Origin of the sequence: Salinispora pacifica DSM 45544 (genome assembly GCF_000378845.1) — a bacterium.
GTDB classification, from domain to species: domain Bacteria; phylum Actinomycetota; class Actinomycetes; order Mycobacteriales; family Micromonosporaceae; genus Micromonospora; species Micromonospora pacifica.
Map to the genome: position 1 here is coordinate 4,437,135 of NZ_KB905359.1, position 18,766 is coordinate 4,455,900.

General features: G+C 71.2%; 19 protein-coding genes and 1 riboswitch. Of the genes, 8 read left to right on the plus strand and 11 right to left on the minus strand.

Going from position 1 to position 18,766, the window contains the following annotated elements:
- Positions 1–61: 61 nt before the first annotated feature.
- The 3 genes from SALPAC3_RS0120430 to SALPAC3_RS0120440 all read left to right on the plus strand — a co-directional run bounded on the left by SALPAC3_RS0120430 (position 62) and on the right by SALPAC3_RS0120440 (position 3,018).
- Positions 62–1,297, plus strand: coding sequence for an acyltransferase family protein (locus SALPAC3_RS0120430; RefSeq protein WP_018223037.1), 1,236 nt, complete (start codon positions 62–64; stop codon positions 1,295–1,297).
- 66 nt (positions 1,298–1,363) lie between these two features.
- Positions 1,364–2,200: a DNA repair protein RecO gene (gene recO / locus SALPAC3_RS0120435; protein WP_018223038.1), complete on the plus strand. Its 837-nt coding sequence runs from the start codon at positions 1,364–1,366 to the stop codon at positions 2,198–2,200.
- A gap of 41 nt (positions 2,201–2,241) precedes the next feature.
- A complete protein-coding gene (locus SALPAC3_RS0120440) occupies positions 2,242–3,018 on the plus strand; it encodes an isoprenyl transferase (RefSeq protein ID WP_018223039.1) in 777 nt (258 codons plus the stop codon).
- 15 nt (positions 3,019–3,033) lie between these two features.
- Here SALPAC3_RS0120440 and gndA read toward each other — a convergent pair whose 3' ends face one another.
- The 4 genes from gndA to SALPAC3_RS0120460 all read right to left on the minus strand — a co-directional run bounded on the left by gndA (position 3,034) and on the right by SALPAC3_RS0120460 (position 7,456).
- On the minus strand, positions 3,034–4,470 hold the full coding sequence (gene gndA / locus SALPAC3_RS0120445; RefSeq protein ID WP_018223040.1) for an NADP-dependent phosphogluconate dehydrogenase: 1,437 nt from the start codon (positions 4,468–4,470) through the stop codon (positions 3,034–3,036).
- Positions 4,471–4,567: 97 nt separating this feature from the next.
- A complete protein-coding gene (locus SALPAC3_RS0120450; RefSeq protein ID WP_018223041.1) occupies positions 4,568–5,368 on the minus strand; it encodes an energy-coupling factor transporter transmembrane component T family protein in 801 nt (266 codons plus the stop codon).
- Positions 5,365–6,792, minus strand: coding sequence for an ABC transporter ATP-binding protein (locus SALPAC3_RS0120455; RefSeq protein WP_018223042.1), 1,428 nt, complete (start codon positions 6,790–6,792; stop codon positions 5,365–5,367). The genes SALPAC3_RS0120450 and SALPAC3_RS0120455 overlap by 4 nt, the downstream gene beginning before the upstream one ends.
- 67 nt (positions 6,793–6,859) lie before the next feature.
- Positions 6,860–7,456 carry an ECF transporter S component gene (locus SALPAC3_RS0120460; protein ID WP_026185762.1) on the minus strand — a complete coding sequence of 199 codons (597 nt, stop codon included), beginning with the start codon at positions 7,454–7,456 and terminating at the stop codon, positions 6,860–6,862.
- A 72-nt stretch (positions 7,457–7,528) separates the two neighbouring features.
- Positions 7,529–7,634, minus strand: a riboswitch (TPP riboswitch).
- Between the two features lie 104 nt (positions 7,635–7,738).
- On the opposite strand from SALPAC3_RS0120460, the gene SALPAC3_RS0120465 reads away from it, so the two are divergent.
- Positions 7,739–8,569 carry an alpha/beta fold hydrolase gene (locus SALPAC3_RS0120465; RefSeq protein ID WP_018223044.1) on the plus strand — a complete coding sequence of 277 codons (831 nt, stop codon included), beginning with the start codon at positions 7,739–7,741 and terminating at the stop codon, positions 8,567–8,569.
- Positions 8,570–8,572: 3 nt separating this feature from the next.
- On the opposite strand, the gene SALPAC3_RS0120470 is transcribed toward SALPAC3_RS0120465, so the two are convergent.
- The 5 genes from SALPAC3_RS0120470 to SALPAC3_RS0120490 are packed head-to-tail and all read right to left on the minus strand — an operon-like array spanning position 8,573 to position 11,913.
- Positions 8,573–8,881, minus strand: a complete 309-nt coding sequence (locus SALPAC3_RS0120470; RefSeq protein ID WP_018223045.1) for an ArsR/SmtB family transcription factor — start codon at positions 8,879–8,881, stop codon at positions 8,573–8,575.
- A 38-nt stretch (positions 8,882–8,919) separates the two neighbouring features.
- Positions 8,920–9,795, minus strand: coding sequence for a metal ABC transporter permease (locus tag SALPAC3_RS0120475; protein ID WP_018223046.1), 876 nt, complete (start codon positions 9,793–9,795; stop codon positions 8,920–8,922).
- Position 9,796: 1 nt separating this feature from the next.
- Positions 9,797–10,558 (minus strand): metal ABC transporter ATP-binding protein, encoded by a 762-nt coding sequence (locus SALPAC3_RS0120480; protein ID WP_018223047.1) that lies wholly within the window; start codon positions 10,556–10,558, stop codon positions 9,797–9,799.
- Positions 10,555–11,601, minus strand: coding sequence for a metal ABC transporter substrate-binding protein (locus tag SALPAC3_RS0120485; RefSeq protein ID WP_018223048.1), 1,047 nt, complete (start codon positions 11,599–11,601; stop codon positions 10,555–10,557). Before SALPAC3_RS0120485 ends, SALPAC3_RS0120480 begins: the two co-directional genes overlap by 4 nt.
- Positions 11,602–11,655: 54 nt before the next feature.
- Complete coding sequence (locus tag SALPAC3_RS0120490; protein WP_018223049.1) at positions 11,656–11,913, minus strand: hypothetical protein; 258 nt, start codon at positions 11,911–11,913, stop codon at positions 11,656–11,658.
- Between the two features lie 27 nt (positions 11,914–11,940).
- Between SALPAC3_RS0120490 and SALPAC3_RS0120495 the strand changes: the two genes are divergently transcribed.
- From SALPAC3_RS0120495 to dusB, 4 genes are all read left to right on the plus strand, one after another.
- Positions 11,941–12,282 carry an antibiotic biosynthesis monooxygenase family protein gene (locus tag SALPAC3_RS0120495; protein WP_018223050.1) on the plus strand — a complete coding sequence of 114 codons (342 nt, stop codon included), beginning with the start codon at positions 11,941–11,943 and terminating at the stop codon, positions 12,280–12,282.
- A 164-nt stretch (positions 12,283–12,446) separates the two neighbouring features.
- Entirely contained in the window at positions 12,447–12,920 is a 474-nt protein-coding gene (locus SALPAC3_RS0120500; RefSeq protein ID WP_018223051.1) for an Rv0361 family membrane protein, read from the plus strand.
- A gap of 111 nt (positions 12,921–13,031) precedes the next feature.
- Positions 13,032–14,411, plus strand: coding sequence for a glycine--tRNA ligase (locus SALPAC3_RS0120505; RefSeq protein ID WP_018223052.1), 1,380 nt, complete (start codon positions 13,032–13,034; stop codon positions 14,409–14,411).
- A gap of 68 nt (positions 14,412–14,479) precedes the next feature.
- Complete coding sequence (gene dusB, locus SALPAC3_RS0120510; protein WP_018223053.1) at positions 14,480–15,655, plus strand: tRNA dihydrouridine synthase DusB; 1,176 nt, start codon at positions 14,480–14,482, stop codon at positions 15,653–15,655.
- 69 nt (positions 15,656–15,724) lie between these two features.
- On the opposite strand, the gene SALPAC3_RS0120515 is transcribed toward dusB, so the two are convergent.
- Together SALPAC3_RS0120515 and SALPAC3_RS0120520 are read right to left on the minus strand one after the other, a co-directional pair.
- Positions 15,725–16,369: a C39 family peptidase gene (locus SALPAC3_RS0120515; protein WP_018221290.1), complete on the minus strand. Its 645-nt coding sequence runs from the start codon at positions 16,367–16,369 to the stop codon at positions 15,725–15,727.
- Between the two features lie 400 nt (positions 16,370–16,769).
- The gene (locus SALPAC3_RS0120520) at positions 16,770–18,518 is read right to left on the minus strand and encodes a beta-N-acetylhexosaminidase (protein ID WP_018223054.1); all 1,749 of its coding nucleotides are present in this window, start codon (positions 18,516–18,518) and stop codon (positions 16,770–16,772) included.
- Positions 18,519–18,766 lie beyond the last annotated feature (248 nt).

Genomic DNA, 18,766 nt, shown 5'->3' on the forward strand with positions numbered 1-18,766 from the left:
GTCGCCAGCGGAAGGTAGGGGGTTGTGTTGCCCGCCCCTTACTGGAAATAGTTGCGAGCTGATGCGAAATCGTTACCTGGACCTGTTGCGCGCCCTCGCCGTCGTACGGGTCGTGGTCTACCACGTAACGGGGTGGGCCACCATGACGTTGGTCTTTCCCGCGATGTCGGTGATGTTCGCGCTGGCCGGGTCGTTGATGGCGGCGTCCCTGCATCGGTTCGGGACGGCGGCGGTCGGTCGTCGGCTGCGGCGGCTGCTGCCGTCGCTCTGGATGGTCGCCGCGATCTTCGTGCCGGCCATGCTGCTCACCGGGCTGCCGTTCACCTCCGAGGTCCTGCTCTGGCTCTTCCCGGTGGCCAACCCACCGTCAACCCACTGGGGCGCCCTGGCGCTGAGCCCGATCTGGTACCTGCGCAACTACCTCTGGTTTGTGCTCGTCTCGCCGTTGGCATTGTGGTTGTTCCGCCGGTTCCCGCTGCCCACCCTGCTCGTCCCGTACGTCCTGACCGCGGCGATCGAACTGGGGCTGTACCCGGATCCGCCGATGGTGGTGCAGCAGTTCGGCCTGTACCTCGGGGCGTGGATGTTGGGCTTCGCGCACCAGGAGGGGATGCTGCGCCGGCTCGCCAACCGCATCTTGTGGCCGACCGCGATCGCCCTCGTCGCCGTCGGCGGCTGGTGGAACCTGACCCAGCCCGGGACCAAGGGGCTCGACCTCAACGGCAATCCGCTCGCCAACGCCCTCTGGTCGGCTGGTGTCATCCTGGTCGTGCTTGGGCGGGAACCGGCGAGAACGGCGTGGATCGACCGCAACGCGATTGTCAGTCGGTTGATCACTCTGATCAATCGGCGCGCCCTCACCGTGTACCTGTGGCACATGGCCTTCGTGGTCGCGCTCACCCCGCTGGTGGACGTGGTTGGTTGGTCGCACCAGAACCTACTCGGCCTGGCCATCCGGGTCGTGCTGGTCTTCGCCCTGCTCGGGGTCGTCATCATGCTCGTCGGGTGGGTTGAGGACATCGCAGCCCGGCGCCGGCCGGAGTTGTTTCCCGGTTTCGGACGGCGAGCGGCAGCTACACCGCCGGGAGCGGCAGCCACGTCTGCGGGGGCGGCAGCTACACCCCCGGAGGCGGCGGCCACGTCTGCGGAGATGGCAGCCATACCCGAGGCGGCGCAGCCCGCGGTCGGCCCGGCGGACCAGGCCGGGACGGCGCGGAGATCGCCGGTGGTGCCGACGCCCCGGTCGCCGGAGAACGAGCACGTACAGAACGAGAGCATGGACAGCAACGCGCGATGACCACCCAGGGGCGCCGCGGCCGCCCCGAGTCGACCCGGAGCTGGCAACCTGAGGGAGAATGATCGGATGGCCGGGTACCGCCGACAGCTCTACCGCGACGATGCGGTGGTGCTGCGCGTGCAGAAGCTCGGCGAGTCGGATCGCATCATCACCCTGCTCAGCCGTCGGCACGGGCGGCTGCGCGCGGTGGCCCGCGGGGTGCGCCGGACCACCAGCAAGTTCGGAGCCCGGCTGGAGCCCTTCGGCCACGTCGACCTGCAACTCGCCGGCGACCCGAAGGGCCAGCAGGGCAGCTCGCTGCACACGGTCAGCCAGGTAGAGGGCATTGCCCTGTACGGCAAACGCCTTCTTGGCGACTACCCCCGCTACACGGCGGCGAGTGCGGTCTGCGAGACCGCGGAGCGGCTCACCCCGGTCGAGCGGGAGCCGTCGCTGCGGTTGTTCCAGCTCACCCTGGGGGCGCTGCGCGCGCTGGCCGACGGGGAGCACGCCGCGACCCTGGTGCTGGACGCGTACCTGCTGCGTGGCATGGCCCTGGCCGGATGGGCGCCGGCGCTGGCCGGCTGCGCGGTCTGCGGCACGCCGGGGCGGCACCGGGCCTTCTCCGTTCCGGCCGGTGGTGCCGTCTGTCTCGACTGTCGGCCGCCCGGCGCGGCCCACCCCGCACCGGCCACCATTGACCTGATGACCGCGCTCACCAGCGGCGACTGGCGGGTTGCCGACGCCGCGGGGAGCGGTGTTCGCCGGGAGTGCAGCGGGTTGGTCGCGGCGCACCTGCAGTGGCATCTGGAGCGCGCGCTACGCTCGCTGCCGCTGGTGGACCGGGGCGTTCCGGTCGCCGGCGCGGTCGGGACGCCGGCCGGCGGAGGCGGGTCGGCCGTGGCCGGCGTGGACAGGGAGTAGACCGAGTGATCCGATCGAGCAGGCGACCCGGCCGTGCACCGGTGCCGCCCACCCCCCACCCGTCCGGCGCCCGGCCACCGGCGCTGCCCGCCGAGGCGTTGCCGCGGCACGTCGCGGTGGTGATGGACGGTAACGGCCGGTGGGCCAAGGAGCGCGGGCTTCCACGGACAAAAGGGCATGAAGCGGGAGAGTTCTCCCTTTTCGACGCCGTCGAGGGCGCGATCGAGCTGGGCATCCCGTACCTGTCGGCGTACGCGTTCTCGACGGAGAACTGGCGGCGCTCACCGGACGAGGTGCGCTTCCTGATGGGCTTCAACCGGGACGTGATCCGTCGCCGCCGCGACCAACTTGTCGACCTGGGCGTACGGGTTGTCTGGTCGGGCCGGTCCGGGCGGCTGTGGAAGAGCGTCATCTCGGAGTTGCAGGCGGCCGAGGAGATGTCCCGCGGCAACTCGACGCTCACCCTGCAGTTCTGCGTCAACTATGGCGGACAGGCCGAGATCGCCGACGCCGCCGCCGCGATCGCCCGGGAGGTGGCGGCCGGCCGGCTCGACCCGGCCAAGGTCACCGAGAAGACCCTGGCCCGCCACCTCTACCACCCGGAGGTCCCCGACGTGGATCTCTTCCTGCGCCCCTCCGGAGAGCAACGCACCTCAAACTTCCTGCTCTGGCAGAGCGCCTACGCCGAGTTGGTCTTCCTGGACACGCTCTGGCCGGACTTCGACCGCCGGCACCTCTGGTACGCCTGTGAGCTCTATGCCCAGCGGGACCGCCGGTTCGGCGGAGCGCTGCCGAACCCGGTGGCGCCTACCACCTGACCCCGGTCGCCCGGGTCAGGCCTCGACCTCACTGCGGTCGCCGGCCCAGAGGGTGTGGAAGGAGCCATCGCGGTCAACCCGGCGGTAGGTGTGGGCACCGAAGTTGTCCCGCAGGCCCTGGAGCAGGGCCGCCGGTAGCCGGTCCGCGCGCAGTGCGTCAAAGTAAGACAGGGACGAGGCGAACGCGGGGGTGGGCACGCCGGCGTGGGCGGCCTCGGCGACCACGCGCCGCCACCCCGACAACCCGGCGCGTACGGCGTCGGCGAACCACGGCGCCACCAGCAGCGTGGGTAGGTTGGGCTGGTCGTCGTAGGCCTGCCGGATCCGGTCGAGGAAGCGGGCCCGGATGATGCATCCGCCGCGCCAGATCGTGGCGGTGCCGCCCAGGTCGATGTCCCAGTCGTACTCCTGGCTGCCGGCCCGAATCTGGTCGAAGCCCTGGGCATACGCGATGATCTTCGTGGCCAGCAGCGCGCGCCGGACGTCCTCGACAAAGGCGTCCCGGTCCTGGATCTGCCAGGTCGGGCCCAGGTCGGCGAAGGCGTGGCGGACGGCCGCGCGCTGGTCGGCGTGCCCGGAGAGGGAACGCGCGAACGTCGCCTCGGCGATGCCGGTGATCGGGATGCCCAGGTCCAGGGCGTTCTGCACGGTCCAGCGTCCGGTGCCCTTCTGCTCCGCCTGGTCGAGCACGATGTCCACGAAGGCCCGCCCGGTGCTGGCGTCGGTGTGCCCAAGCACGTCAGCGGTGATCTCGATGAGGTACGACTCCAGTTCGCTGGAGTTCCACTCCCGGAAGATCTCCGCCAATTCGGCCGGGGTCGCGTCCAGACCAACCCGCAGCAGGTCGTACGCCTCAGCGATGAGCTGCATGTCGGCGTACTCGATGCCGTTGTGGACCATCTTGACGAAGTGGCCGGCGCCGTCCGGCCCGATGTGTCGACAGCAGGGCTCGCCATCCACCTGCGCCGCGATCCGTTCGAAGATCGGCCCCAGCTTCTGGTAGGACTCGGCGGAGCCGCCCGGCATGATGCTCGGCCCCCACAACGCGCCCTCCTCACCACCGGAGACGCCGGTGCCGACGAAGTGCAGCCCCTGCTTGCGCAGTGCCTCCTCGCGCCGCCGGGTGTCGGCGAAGTGGGCGTTGCCGCAGTCGACGATGATGTCGCCGGCATCGAGCAGCGGCACCAAATCGTCAATGACGGCGTCGGTCGGCGCGCCGGCCTTGACCATCGTGATGACCGCCCGGGGGCGCTCCAACGCGGCGACGAAGTCGGCCAGCGAGTCGGTGGGGACGAACCGTCCCTCCTCGCCGTGCTCGTCGATCAGCCGGCGGGTCCGTTCTGGAGAGCGGTTGTGCACCGCCACGACGAAGCCGTTGCGGGCCAGGTTCCGGGCGACATTGCGACCCATCACCGCCAGCCCGGTAACGCCGATCTGTGCCTGGCCGTCCATCCCTGCCACCTCCGCCTCGCTCCGTCTGTGACCGTATCGCGCTTTGCGTTCCGCTGGTCCACAGCCACCCCACCCGGCGGTGCTCTGGGCTCGGCGGTCAGCCGATCAGGGGGCGGAACGTGCCGACGGCGACGCTGACCGTGAGCGCGGCACCGGCCAGGAGGGTCGCACCGGCGATCAGGAGACCGTCGGCGCGGCCGAAGTGTTGGCGGCGGGCCATCGATCGGGGGGTCGTGGTGTCGAAGCCCCGCGCGTCCATCGCCACCGCGAGTCGGGTTCCGCGCCGGATCGCGCCGACCAGCAGCGTGAACGCGGTCGACCCGAAGAGCCGCAGCCGGGCCAGGGGGTTACGGCCGGCGTCAACGCCCCGGGCCCGCCGCGCCATGCTGATCATTTGCCACTCCTGGGTGAGCAGCGGCACCATCCGGAACGCCGCCAGCGCCCCGTAGGCGAAGCGGGCGGGCAGCCTGGCGTTCTGCACCAGCGCGTCGGCCAGATCGGTCGGGTCGGTGGTCGCGACCACGATCACTCCCGGTAGGGCCACCGCGAACATGCGCAACACCAGACCGAGCGCGGTGATCAGCACACCGGAGGTGACCAGGAACGGGCCGGCCTCGACCAGGATGCGCCCGGAGCGTTCGGCGGCGAAGAGCACCAGCGTGCCGAGGACGCCCACCGAGCTGACCAGCAGCGGCATGGCCCGGCGGGCGAGCACCCGGAGCCGTACGCCGAACAGCGGTAGCAGCGCCAGCTCGAAGGCGATGGCGATGGCTGGTGCCACCGGGTCGAGGGTGGCGATCAGGATGACCGAGCAGAGTAGCGCCGCCGCCAGCTTCGCCACCGGGTTGCGCCGGGCCAGCGGGGCGTCTGGTCGGGTCACCGGTTCGAGGTTGATCACGGCACGCTCCGCGGATGGTCGAGCCGTACCTGGCGGTCGGCGAGCGTGGCGATGAACTCCGGGTCGTGGGTCACCGTGACCAGCCCGTGCCCGTTGTCGCGCAGCTCGGCGAAGAGCTCCACCAGCTCCCGCCAGGTCCGCCGGTCCTGGCCGAAGGTGGGCTCGTCGCAGACGAGCAGGCGGGGCGCGGTGGCCAGGGCCGTCGCCACGCTCAGCCGCCGCGCCTCGCCGCCGGAGAGGGTGTACGGGTTGGCCTCGGCGAGCGCCGTCAGGCGGAGCCGGTCGAGCAGCGCGTCCACGGTGGCGCGGACCTGCGCCTCGGTCCGGCCGGTGCGGCGCGGACCCAGCGCCAGTTCGTCGGCGACGGCGGCGGTGACGAACTGGTGTTCCGGATCCTGGAAGACCGAGCCGATCCGATGCACCAGCGCCGGCGCCCGCCACCGGTGCGGCGGGGTGCGGGCGTCCCCACCGGCCAGCTCCGCGGTCGCGGTGACCCGGCCCGCCGCCGGTGCGAGCAGCCCACCCAGCAGGAGGGCCAGGGTGGACTTCCCGGCCCCGTTGGGTCCGTGGACGGCGAGCGCCTCGCCGGCCCGTACGGAGAGGGAGACGCTGGCCAGCCGGGGCGGCAGGGCGAGCTCGTCGGCGGTGAGTAACGTCTCCCCGGCGCTGGTGGTGGCCGGCCGCGGCGGCACCGGATGGCCCGGCACCCAGACCCCCTCGGCGGCGAGCGCCTCGCCGTGTGCGGCGAAGACCGCCTGCGGGGTGCCATCGGCGTGGACGCCGCCGCCCGGCGCCAGCACGACCACCCGGTCGACCAGCGGCAGCGCCTCGGTGAGCCGGTGCTCGACGAGGAGCAGGGTGGTGTCGGCATCGAGCGCCGCGGCGACCGCGTCGCGGATCAGCGCCGCACCGGCCGGGTCCAGGTTGGCGGTCGGCTCGTCGAGCAGCAGCAGACGCGGGCGGAGCGCGAGTACCCCGGCGAGGGCGAGGCGCTGCTGTTCGCCGCCGGAGAGCGCGGCGGTCGGCCGGTCCCGGCCGTAGCGGAAACCAACCCGGCGCAGGGCCTCGTCCACCCGGGGCCAGATCTGCTCGGCGGGTAGCCCACGGTTCTCGGGGCCGAAGGCGACGTCGTCGCCGCAGCGCGCCATCACCAGCTGGGTCTCCGGGTCCTGGAAGAGCAGGCCGACCTCTTCGCGGGCCGTGCGTGGGTCCCGGCCGTCGACCTCGACCGTGCCTTCCCGCTCGCCGGAGTCCTCCGGAAGTAGCCCGGCCAGCGCGGCGAGCAGGGTGCTCTTACCCGCCCCGGAGGCACCCAACAGCAGGACCCGTTCGCCGTGCTCGATCCGCAGGTCGAGCCCGCGGACGGCCCACCGTTTCCGCCCCGCGTGCCGCCACCCGAAGCCCCGCAACCGAACCGCGCTCACCGGCGCCGCCCCGGAGCTGGATGCTGACCCGCGGACTGCGGCCCCAACCTCCCGATCGACACGGTGCTCAGATGGTGGTGCGTTCGCGGCCGGCGGGGAACAGGTCCAGCACGCCCGTCCGAGCCAGGGCTCGGGTCAGGTTCTCGGCGCCGAACCCGGCGATGGCGGTGGCGCTGGCGATCGTCAGCAGCGCGTACGGGATCCGGTAGCTGCCCAGCGCGTACTCGCTGTTCCAGACGAAGAAGTCGAAGAGGGCCGCGCTGAGGCCGGTCAGCGCCCCCGCGAGTAGTGCCGTGGGTAGCCGGAAGGAGCGGTAGCGGAAGGCGGCGAAGGCCAACTCGGCGCCGATCCCCTGGGCCAGACCCTGGAGGATGGTGATGCTGCCCCACTCGGAGCCGAGCAGGGTGGACACGATCGCGGCCACCATTTCGCAGAAGAGCGCCGCACCGGGGCGGCGGATCACCAGGCCGCCCAGCACCGCCGGGATCAGCCAGACGCCGTACATGATGGCCTGGGCCGGCGGGAAGAAGGCGAACACCGGGGTGGCGACGCTCCAGAGTAGCCCCCAGGCCCAGAAGATGACGCCGAAGGTGACGGCGATGACCGCGGCGACGACCACATCGACGGTGCGCCAGCGCTTGGTCGTTGTTGTGACTTTACTCATCGTTCTTCCCTGTCTGCTCCGGGAGAGCAGGGGAGGGCACGTCCATTCCGGCTAGGCCGGACGATGGCACGCCTGGAGGCCGACCGAACTCCCTGCGCTGGCATTACCCAGATCAGGTTCGAGGGTCTGTGGGGCGTTGCCCACACTCTCAGCGCTGTGCGCTCCCCTGTCGGAGGTGAAAATGTGCGACCGACGCTAGCACCTCCGAAGATCTTTCAACAAAGTGACATCGGTGCAGCTTGACCGGGGTTACTTCGGTCGGGCCGGGGTAGGCTGCCGATCATGGGTGTCGATGTCCGCGGTTTTACCTTCGATGTCCGCGTCGGTGGCCCGGCGGCCGGCCCGCCGGTGCTTCTGCTGCACGGCTTCCCCCAACACAGCGGGGAGTGGGCCGACGTGGTGCCGCTCCTGCACGCCGCCGGGTTGCGCACGTACGCACTCGATCAGCGCGGCTACTCGCCCGGTGCCCGTCCGGCGGCGGTCTCCGCGTACCGCCTCGGTGAGCTGGTCGGCGACGCGGTGGCGGTGCTGGACCACCTCGGCGTCGCCGCCGCGCACGTGGTCGGGCATGACTGGGGCGCGGTGGTCAGCTGGGCCCTCGCTGCCGGGCATCCGGCCCGGGTGCGCTCGCTGACCGCGGTCTCCGTGCCGCACCCGGGAGCCATGGCCCATGCCCTCAGCACCGATCGGTCCCAGCGGGCCCGCTCGGCGTACATGCGGCTGTTTCGGCGGAAAGGGACGGCGGAGGCGGTGTTGCTGGCCCGACGGGCGACCGGGCTGCGCCGGATGCTGGCCGGAGCCGGCGACGCCGACCGGGTGGCTGCGTACGTCGAACCGATGCTCGCTCCGGGCGCGTTGAGTGCCGCCCTGAACTGGTACCGGGCGATGTCCCGGAGGGACCTGGCGGCCGTCGGGCCGGTGTCGGTGCCGACGACGTACGTCTGGAGCGACCGGGACATCGCGATCGGCCGCACCGCCGCCGCGGCCTGCGCCGCCCACGTGACCGGGGACTACCGCTTCGTCGAGCTGACCGGGGTGAGCCACTGGATTCCGGACCGGGCACCAGCGCCGCTCGCGGACGCGATCGTGGCCCGGGTCCGGGATCCGAGGTGAGCCTCAGGCGGGGGTGGTGTGCTCGCCGGCGTGGCTGACCGCGTCCGCCACGATGTGCGCGACGTGTTCGTCAACCAACGTGTAGGCGATTTCCCGTCCGCGCCGGGAACCCCGCACCACCCCGGCACCGCGGAGCACCCGCAGGTGCTGGGAGACCAGCGGCTGTGCGGCACCGAGCTGGTCAACCAATTCGTGTACGCACCGTTCACCCTCGGCGAGTTGGCTGACGATGGCCAGCCGGATCGGGGCGGAGAGGGCGCGCAGCAGCTCGCTCGCCCCCTCGTAGGCGTCGTAGCCGGACTCGCTGCTCACAGGGGTAACGGTAACCAACCCCAGGGGTGCGCTGTTGGTCAGGACCGACTCAGCACCACCTCGTGCGGCTCTACCGCCGACGGCTCCGCCGCGGCGACCCGCCGTCGTCGTAGCGTCCGCCAGCCCACGCCGCCGAGCGCCACCACCGCGAACGAGGCGATCGCCATCAGCACCACCGACGCGCCGGGGGCGGTGTCGGCGTTGGCCGCCACGTACACCCCCGATCCGGCGGCGAAGAGCCCGAGCGCCATGGCGGCCGTCATCGTGCTACGGAAACCACGGGTGACCTGCTGGGCGGCGGCGACCGGCACCACCATCAGCGCGCTGATCAGCAGGACACCGACGGCGCGCATCGCGATGGTGACGGTGACCGCCGTGGCGACCGCGAGGAGCAGGTTGAGGGCGCGGACGGGCAGCCCGGAGACGCGGGCGTACTCCTCGTCGTGGCCGATCGCGAAGAGCGCCGGGTAGAGCGCCAGCATGGTAACCAGGATCGCCACGCCGAGCACCACGATCGTGGTCAGGTCAGCCGGGCTGATGGTGGACAGTGAGCCGAAGAGGTACGCGTGGAGGCTCGCGCTGGTGCTGTCGGAGAGCCCGACGAGCATCACACCGCCGGCGATGCCCCCGTAGAAGAGCAGGGCGAGCGCCAGGTCACCGGAGGTGCGACCGCGGGCTCGGACCAGTTCGATCATGATTGCGCCGAGGCTGGCCATGATCACGGCGGCCAGGACCGGCGAGCGGTTGAGTAGCAGGCCGGCACCGACACCGGTGAGCGCCACGTGCCCGACGCCGTCGCCGATCAGTGCCAGCCGCCGCTGCACCAGGTAGATGCCGAGCGCCGGGGCGGCCAAGCCGATGATCAGCGCACCGATCAGGGCACGCTGCATGTACGGGTACTGGAAGAGTTCCATCTCACGTGCTCCAGAGACCGGCGGGCTCGTTGGGACCGTGCGGGTGCACGTGGTCGTGGTCGGGGTCGGCGTGATGGCCGGCCGGCTCGGGCACCGGGCCGTCGTGGGCGATCCCACCGGCGTGTACGACGACGGCCCGGGAGATCAACGGCCGCAGCGGCCCCAGCTCGTGCGCGACCAAGAGGACGGTACCCCCGCCGCCCACGAATTCCTTGAGCGCTCCAGCGAATGCCTCCTGGCTCGCCGCGTCCACGCCGGCGGTCGGCTCATCGAGGATCAGCAGATCCGGCTCGCCGGCTAGGGCCCGCGCGATGAGAACGCGCTGCTGCTGGCCGCCCGAGAGGGTGGACACCGGGTCGCCGGTTCGGTCGGCGAGGCCGACTGCCGCCAGCGCGGTGGCCACCGCCATCCGGTCCGCGCGGCCGGGCGGGCGCAGGAAGCCCCGACGGGCCAGCCGGCCAGCCGCCACCACCTCGCGGACGCTGGCCGGCACGCCGCCACTGGCACCGAGGCGTTGCGGGACGTACCCAATGCGGTGCCACTGCCGGAACCGGCGCCCGGGCCGGCCGAAGAGCGCGACCGACCCGGAGCTGATCGGAACGAGTCCGAGTACGGCCCGGATCAGGGTGGATTTGCCGGAGCCGTTGGCACCGAGCACCGCCACCACCTCACCGGCGGCGACGGTCAGCGAGACGTCCCGCAGCACGGTCCGGCCCTCGTAGCCCATCGCCGCGTGTGTGACAGTGATGACGGGAGTGGTCATGAGCAGTCCAGCGCCGTTTGCAGGTTCGTGAGGTTGGTCCGCATCACCGAGAAGTAGTCTCCACCGTCGTCGGCGGACAGCCCTTCGAGCGGGTCGAGCACCAGGGTCTCGGCCCCGACCTCGTCGGCGATGGTCTCGGCGACCTTCGGGCTGACCAGCGTCTCGAAGAAGATCGTGGTCGCCTGGTGCTCCTTCGCCTCTTCGATCACCTCGGCTAGCCGCTGCGGTGACGGCTCGTGCTCCGGGCTCAGTCCGGTGATGCCGATCTGCTCCAGCTGGTAGCGCGTGGTCAGGTAGCCGAAGGCGGTGTGGCTGACCACGATCTCCCGGCGCTGGCAGGTCTCCAGACCGGCGGTGAACTCCGTGTCGAGCTGTTCCAGCTTGGTCCGGAGCTCCTTTGCTCGGCTTGCGTACCCGTCGGTGTGATCGGGGTCGGCCTCGGCGAGCCGGTCGGCGAGCTGGTCACCGACGGTGGCGAGCCGGGTGGGGTCCAGCCACAGGTGCGGGTCCTTGCTGCCGGCTTCTTCGCCTTCGTGGGCTTCTTCGCCTTCGTGGGCTTCTTCGCCTTCGTGGGCTTCTTCGCCTTCGTGGGCTTCTTCGCCTTCGTGGGCTTCTTCGCCCTCGTGGGCTTCTTCGCCCTCGTGTCCGTGGTCGTGATCGTGGCTGTCACCGGTGGCGTCGAGTAGCGGCTCGACCGTGGCGACGTCGAATGCCCGGTCGGCGGAGTTCTGCTGCACCGCATCGTCGACCTGAGGCTGGAAACCCTTGAGGTAGACGATCAGCTCCGCCCCGGCCACGTCACCAACCTGGCTCGGGCTCAGCTCGATGTCGTGGGGCTCAGCGCCGGGCTTGACCAGGTTACTTACGGTTACCGCGTCGCCGCCGATCTGCTGGGCCAGGAACTGAAGTGGGTAGAACGCAGCGACGACTTCAACCCGCTGCGGGTCTGCATCGACTGGCTCGTCAGAGCAGGCGGCCGTGCCGAGGGCGAGCAGGGCGGCGGAGGTGGCGGCTAAGGCGCGCGGAGCGCGGCGGTAGTTCATACCAGCAACTGTCCGCAACCGTGATAATGATTGTCAAAAACGCATGAGTGCATGTCAGAGTAGCTTGACCAGCCCGGCGACGATCAGCAGCGTCAGCACCAGGAGCCGGACCACCCGCAGCCGCGCCGGCTGGCTCGCCCCCGCGGTGACCACCAGCGTGGCGACGACTGCCGCGAGGGCGAGGGTGAGTAGCCCGCCGACCACCCCCGGAGTGAAGAGTGCGACCAGCACCACCACCAGGGTGACCAGGAAGACTGCCGTCGGGTTTGCCCGGGCTAACCGGCTCGCGAACCGGTGCTGCGTACGCTGCATCCCACAGACTCTACGAGGAGGTAGCCGGTGTTGGTCACCAACCGGTTCGTGGTCGAGCCCGATGTCGTCGCCGACTTCACCGCGCGGGCGCACGCCGCGCTCGCCGCGCTCGCGGCCCGCCCCGGATACCTGCGCGGGCAACTCGTCCGCGCGCTGGACGAACCGCGCCACTGGTGCCTGCTCACCGAGTGGGAATCGGTCGGCACCTACCGGCGAGCGCTCGGCGGTTTCGATGTCAAGGTCACCGCGGTTCCGCTGCTCGCCGAGTCGGTCGACGAACCGTCGGCCTACGAGGCCCTCGCCACCGCCGCGCCCGGCGCCGACGTGGTCGTGACGGCGAGCGATCGGGCGGCCGATCCGTACCGGTGAGCGATACGCACTACATTGAGCCCATGACCGCTCCCGGACCGGCCGCTCCCTCCCCACACCCGTCGGTGCCCGGCCCGCAAGACGGCGCCGCACCCCCTGCCGCGCCCGGACCGGCAGCCGGCGCCGCGCCCCCCGCCGTGCCCGGACCGCCCCCCGGGCCGGGAGTGCCGAATCCGCCGGCCGGCCCCGGCGTCGCGCCGCCGTTCGCGGCACCGCCGGTCGAGGGCCGTCGCACCCGACTCTGGCTGGGACTCGGTGCCGGGGCGCTCGCCCTGGTGCTCTGCTGCGGCGGCGGGGGCGCGGCGGTGATCGGGCTTCTGGTGACCGGTGTGCAGGCGATCGATGAGCAGGGGCGAGCGGCCTCCACCGACTACTACCAGGCGTTGGTGGAACGGGAGTACGGCGCCGCCTACGACCAACTCTGTCCACAGGCACGACAGCAGATGTCGCGGCGGGAGTTCGAACGGCGGGCCGCCAGCGCGCCGCAGGTGACCTCGTTCCAGGTCGGCGAGGTCGACCAGAACGACCTGACCGTGTCGGTGGACGTCACCCTCAGCGGCGGCGACCGCGACCACCAACGGGTGAACCTTGAGCAGAACCAGCAGACCGGTCAACTGGAGGTGTGCGGGGTGAGCTGAACCGCTCCCGGTATTCTCCTGGGCTCAGGACGTCGCCGGTCATACCGTTGTCCCGAACCTCACTCCATCCCGTACTGTCCCCGCCGACCGCCAGCCGGCGTAGGAGGAAAAATGCCTGCAGACCGTATCGACGCCGTTGTCAGCCTCGCCAAGCGTCGGGGTTTCGTCTTCCCGTCCAGCGAGATCTACGGGGGTACCCGTTCGGCGTGGGACTACGGCCCGCTCGGGGTGGAGTTGAAGGAGAACGTCCGCCGGCAGTGGTGGCGGAGCATGGTCCAGCAGCGCGACGACGTGGTGGGTCTCGACTCCGCGGTGATTCTGGCCCGTGATGTCTGGGCCGCCTCCGGCCACCTGGACGCCTTCGTGGACCCGCTGACCGAGTGCCAGTCCTGCCACAAGCGGTTCCGGGCCGACCACCTGGAGGAGGCGTACGAGGCCAAGCACGGTCGTCCGCCGGCCTCGTTGACCGAGCTGAACTGCCCGAACTGCGGAAACAAGGGCACCTTCACCGAGCCGCGGATGTTCAACGGCCTGATGAAGACCCATCTGGGCCCGGTGGAGAGCGACGAGGGTCTGCACTACCTGCGACCGGAGACCGCGCAGGGCATCTTCGTCAACTACAAGAACGTCGAGACGGTGGCGCGGAAGAAGCCGCCGTTCGGCATCGCCCAGACCGGCAAGTCCTTCCGCAACGAGATCACCCCGGGAAACTTCATCTTCCGGACCCGCGAGTTCGAGCAGATGGAGATGGAGTTCTTCGTCGAACCGGGCACCGACGAGGGCTGGCACGAGTACTGGCTCGCCGAGCGCTGGAACTGGTACCTCGACCTCGGTCTCAGCGAGAGGAACCTGCGTCGCTACGAGCACCCGCAGGAGAAGCTCTCCCACTACTCGAAGCGGACCGTCGACATCGAGTACCGGTTCCAGTTCGGTGGCACCGAGTTCGCGGAGCTGGAGGGCATCGCCAACCGCACCGACTTCGACCTCGCCACACACAGTAAGCACTCCGGGGTCGACCTGTCCTACTTCGACCAGGCCAAGGGCGAGCGCTGGATCCCGTACGTGATCGAGCCGGCGGCCGGCCTCACCCGTGCGGTGCTGGCGTTCCTGCTCGAGGCGTACGACGAGGACGAGGCGCCGAACACCAAGGGCGGCGTGGACAAGCGCACGGTGATGCGCTTCGACCCGCGGCTGGCCCCGGTGAAGGTGGCGGTGCTGCCACTGTCCCGCAACGAGGCGCTCTCGCCGAAGGCCCGGAAACTCGCCGCCGACCTGCGTAAGCGCTGGGTGGTGGAGTTCGACGACTCGCAGGCCATCGGTCGCCGTTACCGCCGGCAGGACGAGATCGGCACCCCGTTCTGCGTGACGGTCGACTTCGACACCCTCGACGACGACGCGGTGACAGTGCGCAACCGGGACACGATGGCCCAGGAGCGGATTGCCCTGGACCAGGTCGAGCGGTACCTGATCGAGCGCCTCCCCGGCTGCTGAGCCGCGGGGCGGCTCCTCCCTCCGCTGGTAGGCCAGCGGAGGGAGGACCAGGGCCTCCTTACACTGGAGTGGTGACCACGACGAAGGCCGTCCCGCCCCGCCCGCTGACCATCGGGCGGCACCAGGTGTGGCCGCCGGTGGTCCTGGCACCGATGGCGGGCATCACCAACGTCGGCTTCCGTCAGCTCTGCCGGGAGCAGGGCGGTGGCATCTACGTCTGCGAGATGATCACGACGGTCGCGCTGGTCGAGCGGAACCCCAAGACCCTGCGCATGATCGCCTTCGGCCCCGGAGAGTCGCCGCGCAGCCTCCAGCTCTACGGCACCGACCCCGACACCACCGCCGCCGCGGTGCGCATCGTCGTCGAGCGGGACCTCGCCGACCATATCGACCTGAACTTCGGTTGCCCGGTCCCGAAGGTGACCCGCCGGGGCGGTGGTGCCGCCCTGCCGTGGCGGCGTCGGCTCTTCGCCCGGCTGGTGCGGGCCGCGGTGGACGCCGCCGCACCCGCCGGGGTGCCGGTCACCGTGAAGATGCGCAAGGGCATCGATGACGACCACCTGACGTACGTGGAGGCGGGCCTCGCCGCCCAGGATGCTGGGGTCGCGGCGGTGGCGCTGCACGGGCGTACGGCTGCCCAGCGGTATTCGGGGACCGCCGACTGGGACGCCATCGCGACGCTGAAGGCGGCGCTGGACGTGCCGGTACTGGGTAATGGCGACATCTGGGAGGCGGACGACGCGCTGCGGATGGTGGCGCACACCGGCGTCGACGGGGTCGTGGTGGGGCGGGGCTGCCTGGGCCGGCCGTGGCTCTTCGCCGACCTGGAGGCGGCCTTCACCGGTGCGCCGCACCGGCGGCTGCCCACGTTGGGGGAGGTGGCCACGACCATGCGCCGGCACGCGGAGCTGCTGGTCGAGCAGTTCACCGTCGGCGCCCGGGACGCGGCGCGCGGTGAACGAGACGGCTGCACCGATTTCCGGAAGCACGTCGCCTGGTATTTGAAGGGTTTTCCGGTCGGCAGCGAGCTACGTCGGTCGCTCGCGATGATTGACAGCCTGGCGCAGCTCGACGATCTGCTCGGCAAGCTCGACCCGGCGGCGCCGTTCCCGGTGGAGACGCTGGGTCAGCCCCGTGGCCGGACCAACTCCCCGGGCAAGGTGTTCCTGCCGAACGGGTGGCTGGACAGCCGGGACGACGACACGGTTCCGCAGGGCGCGGAGCTGGCCGACTCGGGCGGCTGAACCGGGCCCGGCGGACGACGACGAGGGCCGGCCCCTGGTGGGGGCCGGCCCTTGTCGGTTGGTTGGTGGTCAGCTGGTGGAGTAGCCGCGGGTGGCGATCCAGTCGGCGAGGGCTTCGGTGGTGATCCAGTACTCGGCGGTGTTCGGGTTCGCCGAGTCGGCGATCTTCACCTGGTCGCCGGCGTCGCGGTAGCCGTTGACGGCGATGTAGTGGCCGCCGGCGAAGGAGTGGCTCTCGCCGTTGGTGTCGGTGGCGGTGCCGGCGATGTTGGCCACGACGGCGCGGCCGTCGTCGACGGTGCGGATGATGTCTTCGCGCAGGGTGTCGGTCTGTGTGGTGTCGGCCTCGGGGGTGGAGATCTCGACGCTGCGGTACACGTCGCTGCCGGTTTCGGTGTTCAGCACCGGGGTGATGTCGTTGATGGAGTCGGTGCCGGACTCGGTGGTGCCCATCCGCTCGGCCATCGAGTAGACGTCGATGTCCTTGTCCTGCACGGACAGGGCGTTGCGGGCGGCGGCGGGGCCGCAGTAGTAGAAGTTCGGCTGGGCCTCGTAGTCGACCGGGAGTACGCGGGTGCCGTCGCGCTGGCTTTGCGCGGTGGGCTGCGCGGTGGGGGCGGCGAAGGCGGCGGTCGCGGGGGCGGCGATGGCGCCACCGGTGGCGATCAGGCCAGCGGCGGTCAGGGCGGTCTTGCGAAGGATGTCGGTACGCATGATGATCGAAGCCTTTCGCTCGGGGGTGCCGCGGACGCGGGGGCGCGCCTACGGGTCGGGCGAGGTGGTTCGAGAAGAGATTCGAAAGAGGGGGTTGCGCCCGGCGGGGTGCTACTCGGGCGGCCCGAGGGGGGTAACCAACGCCGGCCCGGTGGCATTCCGGGGCGGGCGAACTACCGGCGTCCGGCGGTCCGGCGGGGCGCTCGCGGCTGCCCCGCATGGTTACGCCAGGTATAACCACGGGCCCCCACCACCGATTCCCCGGCGACGGTGACCCGGGCCACCCGACAAGCCGCCCAGAGTGGGCGATCAGGTGGCATCTCCCCGCGCGGCCATGCGACCAGACCAGACATCCGGCCCAGGCAGGTGGATCGGTGACACCGTGGCCCCGAGACCCCGGCTAGGCCGCCCTGGGGCGCGGCGTGGACGCCGCGACCAGCGCCGTCGGCGGATCAGCGGGCGTCGCGGGCCAGGGGACCTCAGCGGAGCGGTGGAAGGCGATGCCGGCCGCCGTCCAGCGGGGTCCCTGCCCGGCCAGTCGGGTACGAAACGCCGCCCAGTCGTGGGTGGCTCGCGGTGACCAGCCCAGCTCCGCGATGGCGGGTAGCCGGGGCAGGAGCATGAATTCGATCTCCGCGAGCGAGGTGACCGACTCGGTCCAGAGCGGGGCCTCCACCCCCAACACCGATTCCGCCGGCACGCCTGTCACCTGGGTCGCCGGGTCCCAGTCGTAGGCCCGCCGGACGTCGATCAGGCCCGCCCAGTCATGTCCGATCGGGGTGTCGGAGGTGTACTTCATATCCAGATACGCGCGGTTACCGGGGGAGAGGATCAGCCGGGCGCCGCGGCGGACGGCGTCGGCGGTGGTCGGGTCGATGCCGTCGGTGCCCCACCACTGGAGCACCCGTCCCTCGATGTGGGCGGCCGGAGCCAACTGGTGCCAGCCCACCACGGTCTTGCCGAGCTTGGCCACGATGCGTTGCGCCCGTTCCACGAATCCGGTGTACACCGCTCCCTTCACCTTGAAGGCCTCATCGCCGCCGATGTGCAGAAACGGCCCGGGGGTACGCGCGGCGACCTCCCCCAGCACGTCGGCGACGAACTCGTACGTCTGCGGGTTGGTGGGGTCCAGGTAGCTGAAGCCGACCTCGGTGCCGGTGTAGGGCACCGGTGTGGGCCCGGCCGGGGCCAGCTCCGGGTGGGCGGTCAGCGCGGCGTTGGTGTGCCCCGGAAGGTCGATCTCCGGAACGACGGTGAGGTGCCGCTCGGCCGCGTACGCGATGATTCGTTGGTAGTCGGCCGGGGTGTACCACCCGCCGGGGGCGCCACCGACCGCCGTGCTTGCGCCGACCGCGGTCAGTCGCGGTCGGGACTCGACCGCGATCCGCCACCCCTGGTCATCGGTGAGGTGCAGGTGCAGGTGGTTGAGCTTGTAGCGGGCGAGGTGGTCGATCACCCGCAGTACGTCGTCCACCCCGAAGAAGTGTCGGGCCACGTCGAGCATGGCGCCCCGGTACGGGAAGCGCGGCCGGTCGAGGATCGATCCACCGGGCAACGTCCAGGTGGCGCGGACCGGTGTGCTGCTCTCGATCGTGGCCGGTAGAAGCTGGCGCAGGGTTTGGGTGCCGTGGTGGAGCCCGGTCGCGGTGGCGGCGCTGATCCGGACCCCGGTCGGGGTCACGTCGAGTCGGTAGCCCTCGGGACCGAGCTCGGGCTGCTCGGCGAGGACGAGCGCGATGCCGTCGGTCGGCCCGGCGTGCGGGGCTTCGGCGATCGGGAGCCGATATCCGGTGGCCGGCCGGAGCAGGTCGGCGAGGCGTTCGGCGACGGCCCGCGCGGCGGGGTCGGGGCTGACCCACACTCTCGTGTCGGCCGTCAGCGTGAAGTCGGCGCGGGGCGCCGGGCGTATCTGCTCGGGGGCGGGCACCACGTCGCCCAGTCGGACCGGGGCGGGCGCGAGTCGGGTGCCGGCTTCGTGGGCCGCCAGCCGGGCCAGCTCGCCCGCTGCCGGCGGGACAGGTGTCGGGGCGGAGTTCGTCGGGGTGTTCGCGTCACCGTCGGTGCCCGGCACGGTGCCCGTCGTACCCGAGGTCGCGGGGGCGGGCCGGTGTTCCGGCTGCTGCGGCGAGGTGGCGGGGGTGGGGTGCACGGAGCTGCCTTTCGGGGGTGTATTCGCGGCGGTTGTGGCAAGGCTTCACCGAGGGCGTCGCATCAAGGGTACGGCGGTACGACGGATGCGTGATCGTGCGCGTGGAAGCGTTTCCAAATACGGGTACGAACACGGAAAGTGGGGACGACTGTGCCGATTGTCACCGAACGGTCCCTGGGGGTCCGATGTTCGCCTAACCTTCGCCCCACGATCGGCAGCGTGGCCGCGGACCGGCGGCCGGGCCGCCC